18 protein-coding genes are annotated in these 19,012 nt (G+C 73.4%); 3 read left to right on the top strand and 15 right to left on the bottom strand.

Going from position 1 to position 19,012, the window contains the following annotated elements; genetic code table 11:
• Positions 1 to 124 precede the first annotated feature (124 nt).
• Positions 125 to 1,003 (top strand): peptidoglycan DD-metalloendopeptidase family protein, encoded by an 879-nt coding sequence (locus AB0G11_RS09645; protein ID WP_357585066.1) that lies wholly within the window; start codon positions 125 to 127, stop codon positions 1,001 to 1,003.
• 6 nt (positions 1,004 to 1,009) lie between these two features.
• Here AB0G11_RS09645 and AB0G11_RS09650 read toward each other — a convergent pair whose 3' ends face one another.
• Positions 1,010 to 2,230, bottom strand: a complete 1,221-nt coding sequence (locus AB0G11_RS09650; RefSeq protein ID WP_219509546.1) for a deoxyguanosinetriphosphate triphosphohydrolase — start codon at positions 2,228 to 2,230, stop codon at positions 1,010 to 1,012.
• Between the two features lie 82 nt (positions 2,231 to 2,312).
• Here AB0G11_RS09650 and AB0G11_RS09655 point away from each other — a divergent pair, with 82 nt between their 5' ends.
• On the top strand, positions 2,313 to 3,818 hold the full coding sequence (locus AB0G11_RS09655) for a M48 family metallopeptidase (RefSeq protein WP_357585068.1): 1,506 nt from the start codon (positions 2,313 to 2,315) through the stop codon (positions 3,816 to 3,818).
• 7 nt (positions 3,819 to 3,825) lie between these two features.
• Here AB0G11_RS09655 and ppdK read toward each other — a convergent pair whose 3' ends face one another.
• The gene (gene ppdK, locus AB0G11_RS09660; protein WP_219509544.1) at positions 3,826 to 6,474 is read right to left on the bottom strand and encodes a pyruvate, phosphate dikinase; all 2,649 of its coding nucleotides are present in this window, start codon (positions 6,472 to 6,474) and stop codon (positions 3,826 to 3,828) included.
• Positions 6,475 to 6,785: 311 nt separating this feature from the next.
• On the opposite strand from ppdK, the gene AB0G11_RS09665 reads away from it, so the two are divergent.
• Positions 6,786 to 7,202 (top strand): hypothetical protein, encoded by a 417-nt coding sequence (locus AB0G11_RS09665; RefSeq protein WP_357585070.1) that lies wholly within the window; start codon positions 6,786 to 6,788, stop codon positions 7,200 to 7,202.
• On the opposite strand, the gene AB0G11_RS09670 is transcribed toward AB0G11_RS09665, so the two are convergent.
• The 13 genes from AB0G11_RS09670 to AB0G11_RS09730 form a co-directional block, all read right to left on the bottom strand.
• Entirely contained in the window at positions 7,195 to 8,472 is a 1,278-nt protein-coding gene (locus tag AB0G11_RS09670; RefSeq protein WP_357585072.1) for a HAMP domain-containing sensor histidine kinase, read from the bottom strand. The genes AB0G11_RS09665 and AB0G11_RS09670 overlap by 8 nt on opposite strands.
• On the bottom strand, positions 8,469 to 9,131 hold the full coding sequence (locus tag AB0G11_RS09675) for a response regulator transcription factor (protein WP_219509541.1): 663 nt from the start codon (positions 9,129 to 9,131) through the stop codon (positions 8,469 to 8,471). Before AB0G11_RS09675 ends, AB0G11_RS09670 begins: the two co-directional genes overlap by 4 nt.
• A gap of 9 nt (positions 9,132 to 9,140) precedes the next feature.
• Positions 9,141 to 9,986, bottom strand: coding sequence for a trypsin-like peptidase domain-containing protein (locus AB0G11_RS09680; RefSeq protein WP_219509540.1), 846 nt, complete (start codon positions 9,984 to 9,986; stop codon positions 9,141 to 9,143).
• Positions 9,983 to 10,924: a VWA domain-containing protein gene (locus AB0G11_RS09685; protein WP_219509539.1), complete on the bottom strand. Its 942-nt coding sequence runs from the start codon at positions 10,922 to 10,924 to the stop codon at positions 9,983 to 9,985. Before AB0G11_RS09685 ends, AB0G11_RS09680 begins: the two co-directional genes overlap by 4 nt.
• A complete protein-coding gene (locus AB0G11_RS09690) occupies positions 10,921 to 11,907 on the bottom strand; it encodes a DUF58 domain-containing protein (protein ID WP_357585074.1) in 987 nt (328 codons plus the stop codon). The genes AB0G11_RS09685 and AB0G11_RS09690 overlap by 4 nt, the downstream gene beginning before the upstream one ends.
• Entirely contained in the window at positions 11,904 to 12,884 is a 981-nt protein-coding gene (locus AB0G11_RS09695; protein ID WP_219509537.1) for a MoxR family ATPase, read from the bottom strand. The genes AB0G11_RS09690 and AB0G11_RS09695 overlap by 4 nt, the downstream gene beginning before the upstream one ends.
• Positions 12,881 to 13,024 (bottom strand): hypothetical protein, encoded by a 144-nt coding sequence (locus tag AB0G11_RS09700; protein ID WP_219509536.1) that lies wholly within the window; start codon positions 13,022 to 13,024, stop codon positions 12,881 to 12,883. The genes AB0G11_RS09695 and AB0G11_RS09700 overlap by 4 nt, the downstream gene beginning before the upstream one ends.
• A gap of 98 nt (positions 13,025 to 13,122) precedes the next feature.
• Positions 13,123 to 14,694 (bottom strand): fused response regulator/phosphatase, encoded by a 1,572-nt coding sequence (locus AB0G11_RS09705; protein ID WP_357585076.1) that lies wholly within the window; start codon positions 14,692 to 14,694, stop codon positions 13,123 to 13,125.
• Positions 14,687 to 16,336, bottom strand: coding sequence for an ATP-binding protein (locus AB0G11_RS09710; protein WP_219509534.1), 1,650 nt, complete (start codon positions 16,334 to 16,336; stop codon positions 14,687 to 14,689). Before AB0G11_RS09710 ends, AB0G11_RS09705 begins: the two co-directional genes overlap by 8 nt.
• Entirely contained in the window at positions 16,333 to 17,334 is a 1,002-nt protein-coding gene (locus AB0G11_RS09715) for an ATP-binding protein (RefSeq protein WP_219509533.1), read from the bottom strand. Before AB0G11_RS09715 ends, AB0G11_RS09710 begins: the two co-directional genes overlap by 4 nt.
• Positions 17,335 to 17,346: 12 nt before the next feature.
• The gene (locus AB0G11_RS09720; RefSeq protein ID WP_219509532.1) at positions 17,347 to 17,751 is read right to left on the bottom strand and encodes an anti-sigma regulatory factor; all 405 of its coding nucleotides are present in this window, start codon (positions 17,749 to 17,751) and stop codon (positions 17,347 to 17,349) included.
• Positions 17,748 to 18,113 (bottom strand): STAS domain-containing protein, encoded by a 366-nt coding sequence (locus tag AB0G11_RS09725; protein ID WP_219509531.1) that lies wholly within the window; start codon positions 18,111 to 18,113, stop codon positions 17,748 to 17,750. Before AB0G11_RS09725 ends, AB0G11_RS09720 begins: the two co-directional genes overlap by 4 nt.
• Positions 18,113 to 18,949 carry an STAS domain-containing protein gene (locus AB0G11_RS09730; protein WP_246645943.1) on the bottom strand — a complete coding sequence of 279 codons (837 nt, stop codon included), beginning with the start codon at positions 18,947 to 18,949 and terminating at the stop codon, positions 18,113 to 18,115. Before AB0G11_RS09730 ends, AB0G11_RS09725 begins: the two co-directional genes overlap by 1 nt.
• Positions 18,950 to 19,012: the final 63 nt, after the last annotated feature.

Consider the following 19,012-nt stretch of genomic DNA (forward strand, 5'->3'; position numbering starts at 1 on the left):
ATCCGTCACACTCTTCCCTCCGAGGGCAGACAGCATCCGATAGCGGAAAAGCTGTTATGGGAACGCCCCCCGTCGGCTACAAAGGTAAAGGCTGGGGTCGGATACGGTGACGCGGGTGGAGATCATGCGGAGCACACGGTGGGTGGCGGCGACGGCTGCCCTGCTCGCGGTCGCCGCGTGCAGCCCGGCGACCGGCGTCGCCGGGGTCAGCGCGCGGACGCCAGCCTCGCCCGGCACGTCCGGCGCGCCGAGCTCGCCGGGCACGGGCGGCTCGGCGGCCGTGACCGCGACGATCCCGCCGCCGACGCCCGAGCGGCAGGCGTCGGTGCGCGCCCCCGAGGGCGACGACCCGGTACGGGTGCCGCCGCCCAAGCTGTCGAAGTACACCTACACGTTCCCGGTCAGGGGCTGCCGGGTGAGCTACCAGCGCAGGCTCCTGGTGCTGCCCAAGACGACGATCTGGGCGGCCGAGGGGTGCGCGTTCGTGGCGCCGGTCGGCGGCGTCGTGGACGAGGTCAACACGCGCAACCGCTGGCTGCCGTCCACCGACGCGGGCGCGCACCGGGAGGGCCGCTTCGTCACGATCATCGGCGACGACGGCGTCCGCTACCTGGGCGGCCATCTCGACAGCGTCGCCGACGGGATCAGGCCGGGCGTCCGCGTCTCCGGCGGCCAGGTGCTGGGCACGGTGGGCAACTCGGGCAACGCCCGCACCACCGGGCCGAACCTCTACTTCGCGATCTCCTGGAAGACCGGGCCGTCGCTGTGGTGGGTGCGCCGGGGCATGGTCGAGCCGTGGGACTACCTGGACGCCTGGCTGTCGGGCAACCGCACGCTGTCGCCCCGGCAGGAGACGCTGGCGATGCGCGCCAGGCTGGGCGAGTCGCCGCGCTGCACGGTCCTGTGTACGTCGAAGAAGGCGCCGAAGACCACGAAGTCGCCCAAGCCGGACGACGACCCGTTCACGCTCAACCCGACGGGCAACCCGGCCACCATGCAGTGACGCGGGTCAGCGGCTGAGCCGCCGGTGCCAGCCGACGGCGGAGGTGTCGGTGAGCGAGGCGATCTGGTCGATGACGACCCTGACGCGGGCCTTGTCGTCGGGCGCCGCCAGGAAGGCGGGCCGGAAGGCGGGCTCCAGCGTGCCGGGGGCGCCGAGCGTGATCAGCGAGGCCAGCTCGGTGATCAGGTCGCGCTGCCTGGCCTGGGTGGCGTGGTGGTCGTCGGTGGTCATCACGTAGTGGGCGGTGATGCCCTTGAGCAGGGCGCACTCCAGCCGGGTGGTCTCCGGGACGAGCAGGTCGGCCCGGTGGCGGGGCCCGTACGCGCCGATGGTGGCGCTCTGCGCGGCGCGGCAGAAGCGGCCGATGAGGCCGCTGGTGAGGGCCTTGAGCCCGGCCAGGTCGGCGAACGTGGCCGCGAACCGGCGCGGCCACAGCGGCTCGGCCACCAGGGCGGCGAAGACCTCCTCCAGCTCGCCGAGGTCGGCGCCGGGCGCGTACCAGGTGCGGGTGATCTCGCACACCTGCCTGCGCTCGGCGGGCGAGCGGAGCGCCTCGGGGGTGACGTGACCGGAGTGCAGCGCGTCCTCCAGGTCGTGCACCGAGTAGGCGACGTCGTCGGCCCAGTCCATGATCTGGGCCTCGAAGCTGACGCGGCCCTCGGGGGCGCCTTCCCTGATCCAGCGGAAGACGGGTAGGTCGTCGTCGTAGACGCCGAACTTGGCCGACCGGTCGCGGGTCCACGGGTATTTGACGGAGGCGTCGAGGGCGGCCCTGGTCAGGTTGAGCCCGGCGCTGGTGCCGTCGGCGGCGATCACCTTCGGCTCCAGGCGGGTGAGCAGGCGCAGACTCTGCGCGTTGCCCTCGAACCCGCCGCAGCCCTCGGCCAGGGCGTTGAGCGCGACCTCGCCGTTGTGGCCGAACGGCGGGTGGCCCAGGTCGTGCGCGAGGCAGGCGGTCTCGACCAGGTCGGGGTCGACGCCGAGGGTGGCGCCCATCTCCCTGCCGACCTGGCCGCACTCCAGCGAGTGGGTCAGCCGGGTGCGCGGGACGTGCTGGCCGACGCCGAGCGTCTCGCCCGGCCCGACGACCTGGGTCTTGGCGGCCAGCCTGCGGAGCGCGGAGCTGTGCAGGATGCGGGCGCGGTCGCGCTCGAACGGGCTGCGCTCGGGGTTGCCGGGCGGCTCCGGGACCCATCGGGCCTGATCGTGCGTGTCGTAGGCGGCCATAAGTGCAGTGATTTTATCCAGATTCCGGACTCCGCTAGTGTCAAGCCTCGCGAGAACCCCCTTCCCCGGGAGCCCTCCCCTCATGACGACTGCGTTCCGGGCCGTGCTGGCCTTCACCCTGCTCGCCGGCTTCTACGTGCTGGTGGGCTCGGTCGTGACGGCGGCGCTGGTGTTCGACGTGCTGCTCGTCGTCGACTTCCACGCCAACGGGCTGCGCGCGGCGATCGTGCTGACGCTCGCCGCCGCCGCGCTCGTGCAGGCGCTGGTCATGGTGAGCCGGCGGCCGGGCGGTGAGGAGCCGGGCGTGGCGGTGTCGCGCGAGCACGAGCCGGTGCTGTGGCAGACGGTCGAGGACCTGGCGCGGCGGGTGCGCACCGCGCCGCCCGACGAGATCCGCCTGGTGCCGGAGGTGAACGCGGCCGTGGCGGAGGACACCCGCTTCCTCGGCCTGGTGGCGACGCGGCGGCGCATGTACGTCGGGCTGCCGCTGCTGCAGACGCTGACGGTCGACGAGATGCGCGCGGTGCTCGGGCACGAGCTGGGCCACTACAGCGGCTCCCACACCCGGCTGGGCGCGCCGGTCTACCGGGGGCGCGTCTCGCTCATCGCGACCGTGGGGCACCTGGGCCGCCATCCGATCATCCAGAAGGTGTTCGCCGCCTACGCCAAGCTCTACCTGCGCATCTCCCAGGCGGTCTCGCGCCGGCAGGAGCTGGAGGCCGACCAGCACGCGGTCGCGATCGGCGGCCGGCAGGCGATGGCGCAGGCGCTGCGCAAGATCCACCACACGGCGATCGCGTGGGACCTCTACACCGAGGGCTACCTGGCGCTGACGGGGGCGGGCGGGTGCCGGCCCGCGGCGGTGTTCGGCGGCTTCTACTCGCTGCTGAACGATCCGGCCAGGCAGGCCGAGCTGACGCGGCTGGGCGAGCGGCCTCAGGAGACGTCCCCGTACGACTCCCATCCGAGCCTGGCCGAGCGGCTGGCGGCGATCGAGCTGCTGCCGGAGCCCGAGCACGTGCCGGACCCGCGTTCGGCGCTGACGCTGCTGCGCGACGCCAACGTGGCCGCGCACGCCGTCGAGGAGTCGATGTGGACGCCGAAGGCGCTGGCGGAGCTGCGGCCGGCGTCGTGGGACGAGCTCGTCGCCGAGGGCATGTACGCGGTCCGCAACGCGGGCGCGCTGCACGACCTGGCGACGGCCGGCGGGCAGGTCATGGGGGCGAACCGGCCCTACCTGGACGCGGCGTTCGAGGCGATCGCGCGGGGCCGCCAGGCCGAGCTGGAGGAGCGGCTGCGCGCCTCCGGCTGGGAGTCCGAGGGTCCGGTGCTGGCCACCGTGCTGCGGCTGGCCCTGGAGGCGGTGCTCATCCAGCACGGCCAGGCCCGCTGGTCGCTGTCGTGGGCGGGCCCCGCCCGGCTCCTCTACGACGACGGCGAGGAGGCGGCGCTGGCCGAGTACGCGGCCCAGGTCGCCGCCAGCCCGGCCGCCGTCGCCGGGCTGCGCGCCTGGCTGGGCGACCAGGGCGTGCCCCACGACTACGTGCCGCCGGGCGCCGAGCAGCCGGCGCCCGTGGCGGCGGTATGAGGGCCCGCTAGCGCGAGTCGGAGTCGCTGCCGCTCAGCGCCGCGCGGCCCGCCTCCAGGCGGGCCACCGGGATGCGGAACGGCGAGCAGGAGACGTAGTCGAGCCCGGTGTCGTGGCAGAAGTGCACCGAGTCCGGGTCTCCCCCGTGCTCGCCGCAGATGCCGACCTTGAGCCCGGGCCGGGCCGCCCGCCCCTCCTGCACCGCCAGCGCCACCAGCCTGCCGACGCCGTCGCGGTCGAGCGTCTCGAACGGCGACACGCCGAAGATGCCCAGCTCCAGGTAGCGGGAGAAGAACGCGGCCTCCACGTCGTCGCGGGAGAACCCCCAGGTCATCTGGGTGAGGTCGTTGGTGCCGAAGGAGAAGAACTCGGCGGCCTCGGCCACCTGCCCGGCGGTGAGCGCGGCCCTCGGGGTCTCGACCATGGTGCCGATCAGGGCCTCCACGCCCGCCTCCGCGAGGATCGCGGCGGCCTCCTCACGGACGGCCTCCAGCTCCTGTACGGCGGCGACCAGCGGGATCATGATCTCCGGCCTGGCCCCCGGCACCTCGCGGGCCGCCTGGGCGATCGCCCGGACCTGCATGGCGAACAGCCCGGGGATGACCAGGCCGAGCCGTACGCCGCGCAGCCCGAGCATCGGGTTCTGCTCGTGCAGCCTCTTGACGGCGGCCAGCAGGGCGCGGTCCTTGTCCGTGGCCTGGCCCGTGGCGTCCTTGACCGACAGCGCCACCATGTCGGGCAGGAACTCGTGCAGCGGCGGGTCGATGAGCCGGATCGTCACCGGCAGGCCGTCCATCGCCCGGAAGATCTCCGCGAAGTCGGCCTTCTGGAGCGGCTCCAGCGCGTCGAGCGCGGCCTTGCGCTCCTCGTCGCCGGAGGCGAGCACCAGGTCCTCCACGAGCTGCCTGCGCTCGCCCAGGAACATGTGCTCGGTGCGGCACAGCCCGACGCCCTCGGCGCCGAAGCGGCGGGCGCGGGCCGAGTCGTCCGGGGTGTCGGCGTTGGCCCGCACGCCGAGGCGGCGCACGGAGTCGGCGTGCCGCATGATCCGGTCGACGGCGCGGACGAGGTCGTCGTCGGACTGGTCCCCGCTGCCCGCCGAGCCCTCGAAGTACTCCACCACGGCCGAGTCGACGACGGGCACCTCGCCCAGGTAGACCTCGCCGCTGGTGCCGTCGATGGAGATCACGTCGCCCTCGGACACCACGACGCCGCCGGGGGCGGTGAAGCGGCGCTCGTCCACGGACACCTCCAGCTCCTCCGCGCCGCACACGCAGGTCTTGCCCATGCCGCGGGCCACCACGGCGGCGTGGGAGGTCTTGCCGCCGCGGCTGGTCAGGACGCCGCGGGCGGCGATCATGCCGGACAGGTCGTCGGGGTTGGTCTCGCGGCGGACCAGGATGACGTCCTCGCCCCGGGCGGCCAGCTCGACGGCGCGTTCGGAGGAGAAGACGGCCTGGCCGACGGCCGCGCCCGGCGAGGCGTTCATGCCTTTGGCGATCTTCTTCTTCTCGGCGCCGCCGTCGAAGCGCGGGAACATGAGCTGGGCGAGCTGGTCGCCGGTGACGCGGGTGACGGCCTCGTCCATCGTGATGAGGCCCTGGTCGACGAGCTGGGTGGCGATGCAGAACGCGGCGGCGGCGGTGCGCTTGCCGACCCGCGTCTGCAGCATCCACAGCTTGCCGCGCTCGATCGTGAACTCGATGTCGCACAGGTCCCGGTAGTGGTTCTCCAGCTTCTCCATGATCGCCAGCAGCTCGTCGTACGAGCGCTTGTCGAGGCGTTCGAGGTCCTGGAGCGGGATCGTGTTGCGGATGCCGGCGACCACGTCCTCGCCCTGGGCGTTCTGCAGGTAGTCGCCGTAGATGCCCTGTCTGCCCGTGCCCGGGTCGCGGGTGAACGCGACGCCCGTGCCGGAGTCGTCGCCGCAGTTGCCGAACACCATCGCCACGATGTTGACGGCGGTGCCGAGGTCGGCCGGGATGCGCTCCTGGCGGCGGTAGAGGATGGCGCGCGGCGCGTTCCAGGAGTCGAAGACGGCCATGACGGCCAGCCGCATCTGCTCGCGCGGGTCGGCCGGGAAGTCGCGGCCGGTCCGCTCGCGCACGATGCCCTTGTACGTCTCCACCAGGCCCTGGAGCTCGCCCGCGTTCAGGTCGGTGTCCTGGCGGTCGCCCTTGAGCGCGTCGAGCGCGTCCTCGAACAGCTCGCCGTCGATGCCGAGCACGGTCTTGCCGAACATCTGGATGAGCCGCCGGTAGGAGTCCCAGGCGAAGCGCTCGTTGCCGCCCGACTGCTTGGCCAGGCCGTGCACGGACTCGTCGTTGAGCCCGATGTTGAGCACCGTCTCCATCATGCCGGGCATCGAGAACTTGGCCCCGGAGCGGACGCTCACCAGCAGCGGGTCGTCGGCCTGGCCGAGCTTGCGGCCCATGCCGGCCTCCAGCGCGCTCAGGTGCGCGGCGACCTCGTCCTCCAGGCCGTCGGGCAGGGCGCCCTCGGCGAGGTAGTGGCGGCACGCCTCCGAGGTGATCGTGAACCCCGGAGGGACGGGCAGCCCCAGGTTGGTCATCTCGGCGAGGTTGGCTCCCTTGCCGCCGAGGAGATCTTTGAGATTCCTGTTGCCCTCGGTGAAGTCGTAAACGTACTTGGCCACCACAGCTCCAATCAACGCTTCTGCCCGGGACTCTACCGGCGAAATAGATGATGAAACTGCACCCTTAGGATAAACCACTGTTTTGCCTGGTCAACACCGAAACAGAGGTCTAATCCACTCAATATTCAGCAAGCTTCGACAATTGGTTTATACCAATGGTTCAAACCAATTCCGAAGAGGTTTCCGCGTGCCCGAGCGGATTGGGGGGCGCGGAACCACGCCCTTTACAACCCGGCCTGACTGGAGCAGCGTGACTGTTCAGCCCCGTCCCCGCGATCCCACGGTGACCGGCGGCTGGGATCCTCGGCCCCGTGCTTTCCACGACACGCCGACTGACGGCCGCCGTCTGCCTGGCGGGAGCGGTCGCCTGCGCAGCCACGACCCCCCAGTCCGGGGAGCTCTTCCACATGACCGTGCTGCGTCCCGGCGACTGCATCGCCGAGATCTACGGCGACCTGACGGCGACGCTCGTGCCGTGCGGGCTGCCGCACGCCGCCGAGTTCTCCTCCATGTACGTGCTCCCCGAAGGCCCGTGGCCCGGCGAGACCGAGGCGATGCGCAAGTCCAGGGCCTGGTGCGCCGACAAGATGCGGGTCCTCCCGGACAAGCGGCACCTCGTGGAGGCCACCGCCGTACTCCCGCTGGAGCACGAGTGGCCGCGCCACCGCACCGCCTACTGCATCGCCGTGCCGCGCAAGGGAGAGCTGGTCGGGCGGGTGCTCAAATGAGCGGGTCCGCCTCCGGCGCCGGGCCCGGCGCGCCGTCCCGCGCCGGCAGCCACAGGACGAACGTCGACCCCCGGCCCACCTGCGAGAACACCGCCACCCTGCCGCCGTGCGACTCCACGATCTGCCGGACGATCGCCAGGCCCAGGCCGGTGTGGCGGTCCCTGCGGCTCGCCTCGCCGCGCCAGAACCGGTCGAACACCCGGGCCTGGTCGGCCGCCTCCAGCCCGGGCCCGTCGTCGCGCACCGCCACCCACAGCCACCCGCCGTCCGCCCCGGAGCCCCGCCGCTCCCTCCCGTGGCCGGCCTCCCGCCCCCGTGCCGACGGGGGCCCGGCGGAGGTGGAAAGGGTTTCGGCGGCCGTCCACGGGGCGCCCCAGCGGCCGGCGGCGACGCGGACCCGGCCGCCCGGCGGGGAGAGGCGCACCGCGTTGGACAGCAGGTTGGCCACCGCGCGCCGCAGCGCGTCCTGGTCGCCGGTCATCTCCAGCCCCGGCGTCAGCTCACGGGTGATGGTGAGCGCGCGGGCCGAGGCCAGCGCCGCGTACTCCTCGCACGCCTCCCCCGCCACCCGCGCCAGGTCCAGGTCCGTGTCGGCGAAGGCGGTGCCCTGCCGCCTGGCGCTGGCCAGCAGGTCCTCCACCAGCCGCGTCATCCGGGTCGTCGCCCGGTCCACGACGGCGACCGCGCGGGCCCGCTCCTCGTCGCTGGCCTCCGGCGACAGCAGGACGGCGTCCACGTTCGCCCGGATGATCGTCAACGGGCTGCGCAGCTCGTGGGAGGCGTCGTCGATGAGCTGCCGCTGCGCCCGGAACGCCTCCTCCAGCCGGTCGAGCATGGTGTCGATGGTGTCGGCGAGGTCCTTCAGCTCGTCGTTCGGGCCGCCGAGCGTGATCCGCCGGGTCAGGTCGGTCGCCTGGATCTCCTCGGTCGTCCGGGTGATGGACCGGACCGGCCGCAGCACCCGCCCCGACAGCATCCAGCCGATGCCGAGACTGGCCAGGAACAGCGCGCCGAGCGTGTAGAGGGAGTAGTCGCGCAGCGTGTCCATCGTCCGCACGTTGATCGCGTTCTCCACCTCCTCCATGAGGACCACTTCCCGCTTGCCGATGTACTCGCCGTTGCGGAACGCCTTGGCGACCTCGGTCGCGTACCCCCGCTGCTCGGTCGTGCGCGAGACGGCGAGGTAGATGCCGCCGAGCACCAGCGCCGCCAGCAGGAACAGCAGCCCGGAGTAGAGCACGGTGAGCCGGAACCGGATGGTGTGGATCATGTGGGCTCCTTGAGCCGGTATCCCCGGCTGATCACCGTCTCGATGAGCCCGTCCGCCTGGAGCTTGCGGCGCAGGTTGCCGACGGTCACCCGCACGGTGTTGGTGAACGGGTCGGCGTGCTCGTCCCAGACGTGTTCGAGCAGTTCCTCGCTGGAGACGACGTGGCCGGGCCGCGTCATCAGGTAGTGCAGCACCCCGTACTCCTTGGGGGTGAGCGCCAGCGCCCGGCCGCCCAGCGACACCTCCATCCTCGCCGTGTCGATCCGCAGCAGCCCGACTTCGAGGACGGAGGTGCCGCCGGTGTCCCTGCGGAGCAGCGCCCGGACCCTGGCCAGCAGTTCGGGGAAGGCGAACGGCTTGACCAGGTAGTCGTCGGCGCCCTCGTCGAGCCCGCGCACGCGGTCGTCCAGCCGGTCGCGGGCGGTGACCATGATGATGCGCACGTCGTTGCCCGCCGCCCGCGCCGCCCGGCACAGCTGGAAGCCGTCGCCGCCGGGCAGGTTGAGGTCGAGCAGCACCAGGTCGTAGCCGTTCACCTGGAGCTTCTCCTGCGCCGCCGGGGCGTCGAAGGCGACGTCCACGGCGTATCCGGCCCGGACCAGGCCCACGCGCAGCGCGTCGACCAGGTCCTCCTCGTCCTCGACCACCAGCAATCGCATGCCTGGACCCTAATTTCGGATGATGCGTTCCGCGATGGGCGCGGCGCGGTCGATCGGGATGGCGAAGCCGATGCCGATGTTGCCGCCGCCCCGGTCCGCCGCGATGGCCGTGTTCACGCCGACGACCTCGCCCCGGGCGTTGACGAGCGGGCCGCCGGAGTTGCCGGGGTTGATGGAGGCGTCCGTCTGCACGGCGGTGCGGGCCGAGCCGCCCAGCCTGACCTCGCGGTCCAGGGCGCTGACGATGCCGGCGGTGACGGTGCCGGACAGGCCGAGCGGCGAGCCGATGGCGAGCACCTGCTCGCCGACGGCCAGGGCGGCGGAGCGGCCGAGCGTCGCGGGCGGCAGCCCGGCGGCGCCGTCGACGCGCAGCACGGCCAGGTCCTCGTCGTCGTCGGCGCCGAGCACCCGGGCCGCCAGCCTGCGGCCGTCGCCGAGCACCACGGTCACCTCGCTCTCACCGCGTACGACGTGCGCGTTGGTGAGGACGTGGCCCCGGCCGTCCACCACGAACCCGGAGCCGCCGCCGCGCCGCAGCTCGATCGAGACGACGCTGGGGAGCACGCGGGCGGCGGTGGCGCTCATCCCGGCCAGGCTGCCCGCCGGGGCCGGGGCGGCCCTGGGCAGCGCGGCCGCGGCGGGCGGCTCGCTCCCGGCGAACACCGCCGCGCCGGCCAGACCGGCCGCGCCGCCGGTGACCGCCGCGACGAGCACGGCGGCGAGCAGCAGACGACCGCCCCGAGGCGGCGCGGCCGGCCCGGCCATCGCCCGCACGCCCGGCGTGACCGCCGGGGCCGGGCGGGTCAGGGGCGGGGTGACGAACTCCGGCCCGCTGGGCCGGCCGAGCCCGATCACGGCAGCCTCGCGAACCAGAGCATCGAGGCCCCGGCGGCCAGCAGCCCCAGGACCAGGGCCGCCGCCACGAACCACTGCCAGATCTCCTGCCGTTCGGTCCGGTAGCCGACCGACGTGCCGATGTCCTCGTAGACCGCCTGGAGCTCGTCGCCGCTGGCCGCCTCGTAGAAGCCGCCCCCGGCGGTCTCGGCCAGCTCCCGCAGGGCGGGGCCGTCCACCGGGACCGGCACCTGGCGGCCCTGCAGCTCGATGACGCCGCCCTGGGTGCCGTAGGCGATGGTGGTGACGGGCACGCCGCGCGCGGCCGCCTCCCGCGCGGCCTCGGCGACCGTCCTGCCGGTGGTGCTGGAGCCGTCCGACAGCAGCACGATGTGCGCGGGCGGCGCCTCCTCCTGGCTGTCGAGGGCGGCGATCGCCTCCAGCGACGACAGGACGGCCTCGCCGATGGCGGTGCCGGCGGACGTGGACAGCCGGTCGAGCGCGGTCAGCACCGCCTGCCTGTCGGTGGTGGGCGGGACCGCCACCGACGCGTCCGACGAGAACGCGACCAGGCCCAGGTTGAACCGCTCCGGCAGCCCGTCCACGAACTGCCGGGCCGCCTGCCGGGCGGCGGTGAACCGGTCCGGCGACACGTCGGTGGCCTCCATGGACGCGGACACGTCGAACGCCACCATGATCGTCGCGCGTTCCCTGGGCACCCGGACCTCGGCCGTCGGCCTGGCGAACCCGACGACCAGCAGCGCGAACACGCCGAGCAGCAGCGCGGCCGGCACGTGCCGCCGCCATCCGGGCCCGCGCGGGGCCACCTTGTCGAGCAGGTCCAGGTTGGTGAACCGGACGGCGTACGCGCTGCGCCTCGCCTGCGTCACCACGTACGCGACCGCGAGCAGGGCGACGGGCGCCAGGAGCAGCAGCCACATCGGCGAGAGCAGCGTCACCGGCCCCCACCCCCCGACGACAACGCCCCGGCGACACCGGGTGCGGCGGGCGCGGTGGGGCCAGTGGGGGCGGCGGGGGCGGTGGGGGCGTGGGCGAGGCGGCGGTGGGTGAGGATGTGACGGGCGAGGTCGCGGAGCCAGTCGCCGTCGGTGCGCAGCCGCAGGTGGGCGGCGCCGGCGCGGCGCAGGGCGGCCGCGATGGCAGCGCGCTGGGCGGCGGCGGCCTCGGCGTAGCGCAGCCGCAGCCGGGCGCCCGCCGTGGAGACCTCGCGCCGCCGCCCGGTCTCGGGGTCGACGAGCGTGAGGACGCCGACGTCCGGGAGCGTCAGCTCGCGCGGATCGAGCACCTCCACCGCGAGCGCCTGGTGGCGGACGGCGAGGCGGCGCAGCGCCGGCTCCCAGGCCGCCGGCTCGTCCAGGAAGTCCGACACCACCACGACGAGGCCACGCCGCCGCACCGCCTTCCCGAATCGCTCGATCGCCGCGCCGAGCGGCGGCGGGGCGGCGCCCGGCGGGGTGCGGGGCAGCGCGGACACGGCCCGCAGCACCGCCATCAGGTGCGCCCGCCCGGTCCTGGCGGGCAGGACGCGGACGCCGTCGCCGTGCAGCAGGTGGGCGCCCATCCGGTTGCCGGTCCGCTGGGTGAGGAAGCCGACCGCCGCCACGGCGGCCAGCGCGAGGTCGCGTTTCTCCATCGTGGCGGTGCCGAAGTCCATGCTGGCCGTGGCGTCGAGCAGCGTCCACACCTCCAGCTCGCGGTCGGCGACCTGCTCGCGCACGTGCGGCTCGGCGGTGCGCGCGGTGACGTTCCAGTCCATCCGCCGCACGTCGTCGCCGGGCCGGTACGGCCGGGCCTCGGCGAGCTCGCTGCCCGGCCCGGGGAACAGGCCCAGGTGCTCGCCCTGGAGCAGCCCGTCGAGCCGCCTGGTGATGACCAGCTCCAGCCTGCGCAGCGCGGGCTCGGCCGCCAGGTGGGCGGTCATGCGGCCGCGTCCTGCTGCGGGGCGATGACCGGGAGTGGCACCGCCGACAGGACCTGGTCCACGATCGACCTCGGCGGCACGTCGTCGGCCAGCGCGTCGAACGACAGCACCAGCCGGTGCGCCATCACGTCGGGCGCGAGGTCGCGGATGTCGTCGGGCAGCACGTACGAGCGGCCGCGCATGAGGGCGAGCGCCCGTCCGGCGGCGAGCAGGCCGAGCGTGGCGCGCGGGCCGGCCCCGAAGGCGAGGTGGCGGCCCAGGCCGGGCAGCCCGTAGCGGTCGGGGGCGCGGGTGGCGTGGACGAGGCGGACGGCGTACTCGGCGACGGCGTGGTGGACGAACACCTGGTCGGCGCGGCGTTGCAGCTCGGTGAGCCGGTCGGGGTCGAGCACGCGCTGGGGCACGGGCGGGTCGACGCTCATCCGGTAGGCGATCGCCAGCTCCTCCGACTCGCTGGGATAGCCGACGTCCACCTTGAGCAGGAAGCGGTCGCGCTGGGCCTCCGGCAGGTGGTAGACGCCTTCGGACTCGATCGGGTTCTGCGTGGCCAGCACCAGGAACGGCGTCGGCACCTGGTGGGTGGCGCCGCCGATGCTCACCTGCCGCTCGGCCATGATCTCCAGGAGCGCCGACTGGACCTTGGCGGGCGCCCGGTTGATCTCGTCGGCGAGCAGCAGGTTGACCATGACCGGGCCGAGCTCGATGTCGAACGTCTCGGTCGACGGCCGGTAGATGCGGGTGCCGACGATGTCGGACGGCACCAGGTCGGGCGTGAACTGGATGCGGGCGAACGTGCCGCCCACCACGGTGGCCAGGGTGTGGGCCGCCAGCGTCTTGGCGATGCCCGGCACCCCTTCGAGCAGGCAGTGCCCCCTGGCCAGGACCGCGACCAGCAGCCGTTCGACCATGTGGTCCTGGCCGACGATCACCCTCTTGACCTCGAACAGCGCCCGTTCCAGCAGTTCGGCGTCGGTCATGGCCTGACCTCGGGGCAGTCGTCCACGACGAGCCGGAGCTCCAGCGCGGACGGCTCCGGCCCGGCGTACGCGGCGCCGCCCGTCAGGAGCAGCGCGCCGCCGGCCAGGAGAAGGGCGGCGATACGTGTGGTGCGTGGCATGGATCCCCTGTCCCTTTCATCGGGTTCAGGGCCATGTCATCAAGCGGGCGCGAAAACGTAGGTAACTGCGGCCTTTATGCGATTTTTCGGTGGGGTGGTCAGGCGTCGCGCCGCAGCACCACGAGCGCGACGTCGTCCTCCCGCGTCCCGAAGGCCGCCAGCATCCCGTCGCAGAACGCCTCCAGGTCGTCCCCGACGGTCTCGGCCAGCGCCCTGGCCCGCTCCAGGCAGTCGTCCAGCAGCGTGTGCCGGTCCTCCACCAGCCCGTCGGTGAACAGCATGACCGTCCCGCCGGGCGGCAGCACGAGGTGGTCGACCTTGTACTCCTCGTCGGCCACGCCCAGCATGAGGTTGCCCATGCCGTGGTAGCGGGCGTCGGGCCCGGCCATCAGCGGCGGGATGTGCCCGGCGTTGGCCAGCGCGATCTCGCCCGTCGCCGGGGTCAGCAGCATCAGGCAGACGGTCGCCGTCATGCCCGGGTGGTAGCGCCGCAGCACCTTGTTGAGCAGGTCCATCGACGCCGACAGGTTCACCTCGTCCATGACGGAGGCGCGCAGCGCGTGACGCAGCTCGGCCATGACCGTCGCGGCGTGCAGCGAGTGGCCCATCACGTCGCCGACCGCCACGAGCATCCGCTCGCCCAGGCTCAGCACCTCGTAGAAGTCGCCGCCCACCTCGAGCCCGCCGCCGGCGGGCTCGTAGCGCAGGCCCAGCGTCACCCCGGCCACGTCCGGGACGTACGGGGGCAGCAGGCTGCGCTGCAGCATGATCGAGATCGCGTGCTCCTCGGTGTAGGCGCGCCGCGCGTCGACGGCCAGGGCCAGCTCCTGGGCGAGCTGGCGCAGCAGGTTGACCTCGTCGGCGTCCAGCTCCGGGTCGGCCTCGACGCCGAGGAAGATCGGCGGCCGGCCCTTCCTGGTCCGGCAGAGGACCCCGGTGACCGGCATGTCGATCTCGGAGTCCGGCACGAGCTCGCGCCACCGCTCGGGCGGCAGGGTGATCACCTCGGCGCCCGTCGCCGGGCCGAGCGCGATCGCGGTCAGGCGCTCCAGCAGGCTGGGGGCGACGCCCTTGCCGGCCGCCGCCTCGCCAGGGCGCGCCCGGTAGCGGCGCAGCCGCCCGTCGGCGGGCAGCGCCAGCGCGCCGGAGAAGCGGCCCATGATCTCGGCGGTGCCCGCCACCGCCACCGACAGCAGCCGCTCGAAGGAGTCGGCCCGGTTGATGCGCAGCGTCGTCTCGGCCAGCCTGGCCAGGCGCCAGGCCATCACCTCGGCCTGCCGCCGCGCCCGCGAGTAGCGCAGCGTGGCCACGACGGTCGCGGTGAACTCGTCCGGCTCGATGGGCTCCGACAGGTACGCGTCCGCGCCCCGCTCCAGCCCCTCGGCCCGGTCGGTCACCGAGACGGCGTGGGCCGACACCTGGATGACCGGGATCGAGGCGGTCGCCGGGTCGGCCTTGATGCGCTCGCACACCGCGTAGCCGTCGAGGCCGGGCAGCCGCACGTCCAGCACCACCAGGTCGAGGCCGCCCCGGGCGAGCACCTCCAGGGCCTCCTCCCCGGTGCCGGCCTCGACGACCTGGTGGCCGGCCCGGCGCAGCCAGCTCGACAGGATGTAGCGCTTGGTGGGCGTGTCGTCCACCACGAGGACCGTCGCGGGCGGCTCAGCCACGGCTCGTCCCCGTTGCCTCGCGCACCGCGCGCAGCAGGTCCTCGCGGCGCAGCCGGTCCTTGGACAGCACCGGATGGCCCGCCACGGCCCTGCCCGGCGCCACGGTCACGACCACCACCGGCACCTCCCGCAGCTCCTCGTCCTCCGCCATGCGCTGGAGCAGCGCGTTGCCGTCGAGGCGCGGCATCAGCATGTCCAGCACGACGACGCCGGGCCGCCGCTCCTTCATCACGCCCAGCGCCTCGACGCCGTCGCCGGCCTCGTCCACGTGGACGGCGAAGCCGTGCAGCATCCTGCGGGCCAGGGCGCGGAACGCCTCGTCGTCGTCGGCTATCAGCAGCCGCTCGACCTCGGGCACCAGGTGGTGGCGCGGCAGCCGGACGGTGACCGTCGTCCCCTCGCCCGCCGCGCTCGCCAGCTCCAGGCTCCCGTCCAGCGCCTCCACCAGCCTGCGCGCGTACGGCAGGCCGATGCCGGTGCCCCTGGCCGTGGCCTGGAGGGGGCCCGGCACCTGGTAGAACTCCTCGAAGACGCGCTCCAGATCCTCCTGCGAGATGCCGATGCCGGTGTCGGCCACGGTGACGACCACCTCGTCGGCGGCCTCGTCGAGCTCCGCCCGCAGCCGCACCTCGCCGCTCCGGGTGAACTTCAGCGCGTTCGACAGCAGGTTGCGCAGCACCCGCGTGAGCATGACCGCGTCGGTGTAGATCTCGGCCGCCTCGGGGGCGACCGAGGTGCGCAGCTCCACCTCGCCGGTCGGCTGCATCGTGACCCGGAGCTGCTCCACGAGCCTGGCCAGGTCGCACAGGCCGAGCTCGGGCTGCAGCCGCCCCGATTCGGCCTTGGCCATGTCGAGCAGCTCGCCCACCAGCGCCAGCAGCGTCTCGGCCGAGCCGCCGATGAGCCGGATCTGGTGCGCCTGCTCCTCGGTGAGCGGCTCGCCGCCGGGGCCGACGAGCAGCCGGACCAGGCCGATGACCGAGTTGAGCGGGGTGCGCAGCTCGTGGCTGAGCGTGGTCCAGAACCGGTTCCTGGCCTCCGACGCCTCGCGGAGCTGGGTGGACTTCTCGTCGAGCTCGGCGTAGAGGGCGACGACGCCGCGGTTGGTCTCCTCCAGCTCGCTGGAGAGCTGGTTGTACAGCGCCAGGACGCCGGTGTTGGTCTCCTGCAGCTCGGTGTTGAGCCGCCGCACGTCCTCCAGGGCCGTGGCCAGCTCCTCGTTCTGCGCCCGCAGTTCCTCCAGCGCGGTGACCGGGGTCAAGCCTGCCAGGCTGTCGCGGATGCGCTCGGCGGGCGGGCCCTGGCGGCGCGGGGGCAGCCGCTTGACGATCGTGACCGGCCCGCCGGGCGTGGCGGTGACCTCGTCCACCAGGCGCCGGGCGAGCGCCAGGCCCTCCGATGAGCACAGCGCGTCGGGGGCGCGCTCGACGGTGATGAGCAGCCGATCGCTCTCCAGCGAGAACACGACCAGGGCGCCGGTGCCGGCCGTCTCCCGGCCGACCTCGCTGAGCGCGGTCGCCACGCGAACCTGGTCCTGCGTCTCCAGCCCGGACAGCCGCGCCACCGCGCGGCCGAGGCGGCGCAGCGAGAAGACGTCCTGGTCGCCGGTCAGCCGGAGCCGGGCCACCTCGGTCCCGCTCATGGCCGCGGCCTCACGATCACCACGCAGGCGTCGTCGCGGCGGCTGCCCGCCTCGCGCAGCAGCCCGGCCGCGATCACGGCCGGGGAGCAGGTGAACAGGCCCGGGACCGCGCCGGCGGACCAGCGCTCGGTCAGCCCGTCGGAGTGCAGCACCACGCTGGCGTGCTCGCCCAGCTCGTACTCGTACTGGCGCAGCGTCCCGCCCTGATGACCGGCGATGCCCGGCACGGAGATCATGCCCTGGCGGCCGTCGGCGCGGGAGATCCAGCCGGAGACGTTGCCGAGCCCGGCGTAGCTGACGGCGGTGGAGGTGACGCGCGCCACCGCGACCGCGCCGCCCCGGGTGGAGTTCAGGCCGCGGTGGACGCGGGCGAGGATCTCGCGCGGCTCGTCGCGGGACGAGCGCAGGAACAGCGCCACCGCCTCGCGGGAGGCCTGCGCGGCGGCCGGGCCGTGCCCCAGCCCGTCGCACACCAGCACGGTCGTCACCGGCCCGTCGGTGACGATCGCGTACGAGTCGCCCGACACGCTCTCCTCGCCGATGGGCCGCACCAGGCCGCTGGCCGGCGGGAGGGTGTCCAGCTCCGCCCGGCCGAACTGGACGGCGAGCACGGTGCCCTTGCCCGGCAGCGAGTGGACGTCGTAGCGGGAGGCGATGCGGGCGATCGCGCCCAGGCCGATGCCGAGCGTGCCGGACGTGGAGTAGCCGTCACGTAGAGCGCGCGCCACGTCGGGCATGCCCGGCCCCCGGTCCAGCGTGATCAGCTCGACGACGTCCGGGGCGCCCGGGCAGAGCCGGACCAGCGCCATCCCCTGCTCGGCGTGCTTGACCAGGTTGGAGACGGCCTCGGTGGCCGCCACCGCGACCTGGCCGGTGCGCTCGTCGCCGAAACCGGCGGCCAGGGCGAGCCCGGTGGCGAGCCGGCGCACCGCGCCGACCGCGCTGGGCTCCTCGGCGCGTATCCAGGTGTCGTCGCCGAACTGCCTGATGCCGTCCACTGATCCAGCCACCTATCTGGCCCACTTCGTCACGGTCACCGTCGTCCCCTTCCCAGGGGCCGAGGTCAGCTCGAACTCGTCGACCAGCCGCCGGGAGCCGCCCAGGCCAAGGCCCAGGCCGCTGCCGGTGGTCCAGCCGTCGGTGAGCGCCTGCTCCACGTCCGGGATGCCGGGGCCCTCGTCGACGAAGGACAACCTGAGGCCCCGGCGCAGGCCGTTGTCGACGATCTCGACGCTGGCCCGGCCTCCTCCGGCGTAGACGAGCGCGTTGCGGGCGAGCTCGCTGGCCGCTGTGACGACCTTGGTCTGATCGACGAGGGAGAGCCCGACGTCCACGGCCAGGGTCCGGACCCGCTGGCGCACGGCCACGACGTCGGCGTTGCTCGTGATCGGCAGCTCGTGACCGCCTCCGGTCATCGTGACGTGCTCCGGGTGTGCTCCAGCAACGCGACGCCCTTCTCCAGGTCGAGGGCGGTGCGCACGCCGCCCAGGGACAGGCCGAGCTCGACCAGCGTGATGGCCACCGCCGGGCGCATGCCGACGACCACGGTCTCGGCGTCGAGCATCCGCGACATGGCGGCGATCGTGGCCAGCATGCGGCCGATGAACGAGTCGACGATCTCCACGGCGGTGATGTCGATGATGACGCCGCGCGCCCCGGTGGAGACCACCCTGTCGGCCAGGTCCTCCTGGAGGGCCAGCACGCTCTGGTCCTCCAGGTCGACCTGGATGGAGATGATGAGGATGTCGCCCAGCTTGAGAATGGGGACGCGCTCCATCAGACCTCCTCGGTCCGCACCGCGATGCGGGTGCGGCGGGGGGTGCTGATCTCGGTGCCGCTGCGGCTGAGCGCGTAGGCGAGGGCGTCGGCGAGCGAGGCCTTGGTGACGATGTCGCCGAACTCGATGCCGAGCGTGACGATGGTGTGCGCGATCTGCGGGCGGATGCCGGAGATGACGCATTCGGCGCCCATCAGGCGGGCGGCGAAGACGGTCTTGAGCAGGTGCTGGGCGACCTGGGTGTCGACGGCGGGGACGCCGGTGATGTCGATCACGGCGTGCTCGGAGCCGGTCTCGACCAGCGTCTGCAGCAGCTTCTCCATCACGACCTGGGTCCTGGCCGAGTCCAGGGTGCCGATCAGGGGCACCGCGACGATGCCCTCCCACAGCTTGACGACGGGCGTCGACAGCTCCAGGAGCTGTTCCGCCTGGTCCAGGATGATCGTCTCGCGGGCGGTGGCGTACACCTCGAACGTGTAGAGGCCGAGGTCGTCGATCAGCCGCGAGAACCAGATGAAGCCGCGCAGGGCGTCGGCGGAGCCGTCGCTCTCGACGGCCTCGTAGACGGCCTCCTTGAGGCCGTAGACCGCGCGCGCGGTGTCGGAGGGGGTGTGGCCCTGCCGGGCGCGCTCGCGCGACAGCTCGGCGAGCAGGCCGCGGACGTCGGTCAGGTCGTCACGGCCCTCGCCGATGGCGAGGCGCAGCGCCTGGTAGATGTCCCGCAGCTCCTCGCCGGACGTCTTGGCCAGGGCTGTCCAGCGCTGCAGCACCCGCTCTTCCTCAGTGGTGAGCAGGTCGTGGATGCGTTGCCTGCTGGCATCAGCGTGAGCGGTCAACGGTGACCTCCGGAGCAGATCGGGACAGGGGCAGTCCATGAATGCTACAAGCGAGAGATGTGG

Origin of the sequence: Nonomuraea sp. NPDC023979, from assembly GCF_040639085.1 — a bacterium.
Taxonomy (GTDB): Bacteria; Actinomycetota; Actinomycetes; order Streptosporangiales; family Streptosporangiaceae; genus Nonomuraea; species Nonomuraea ceibae.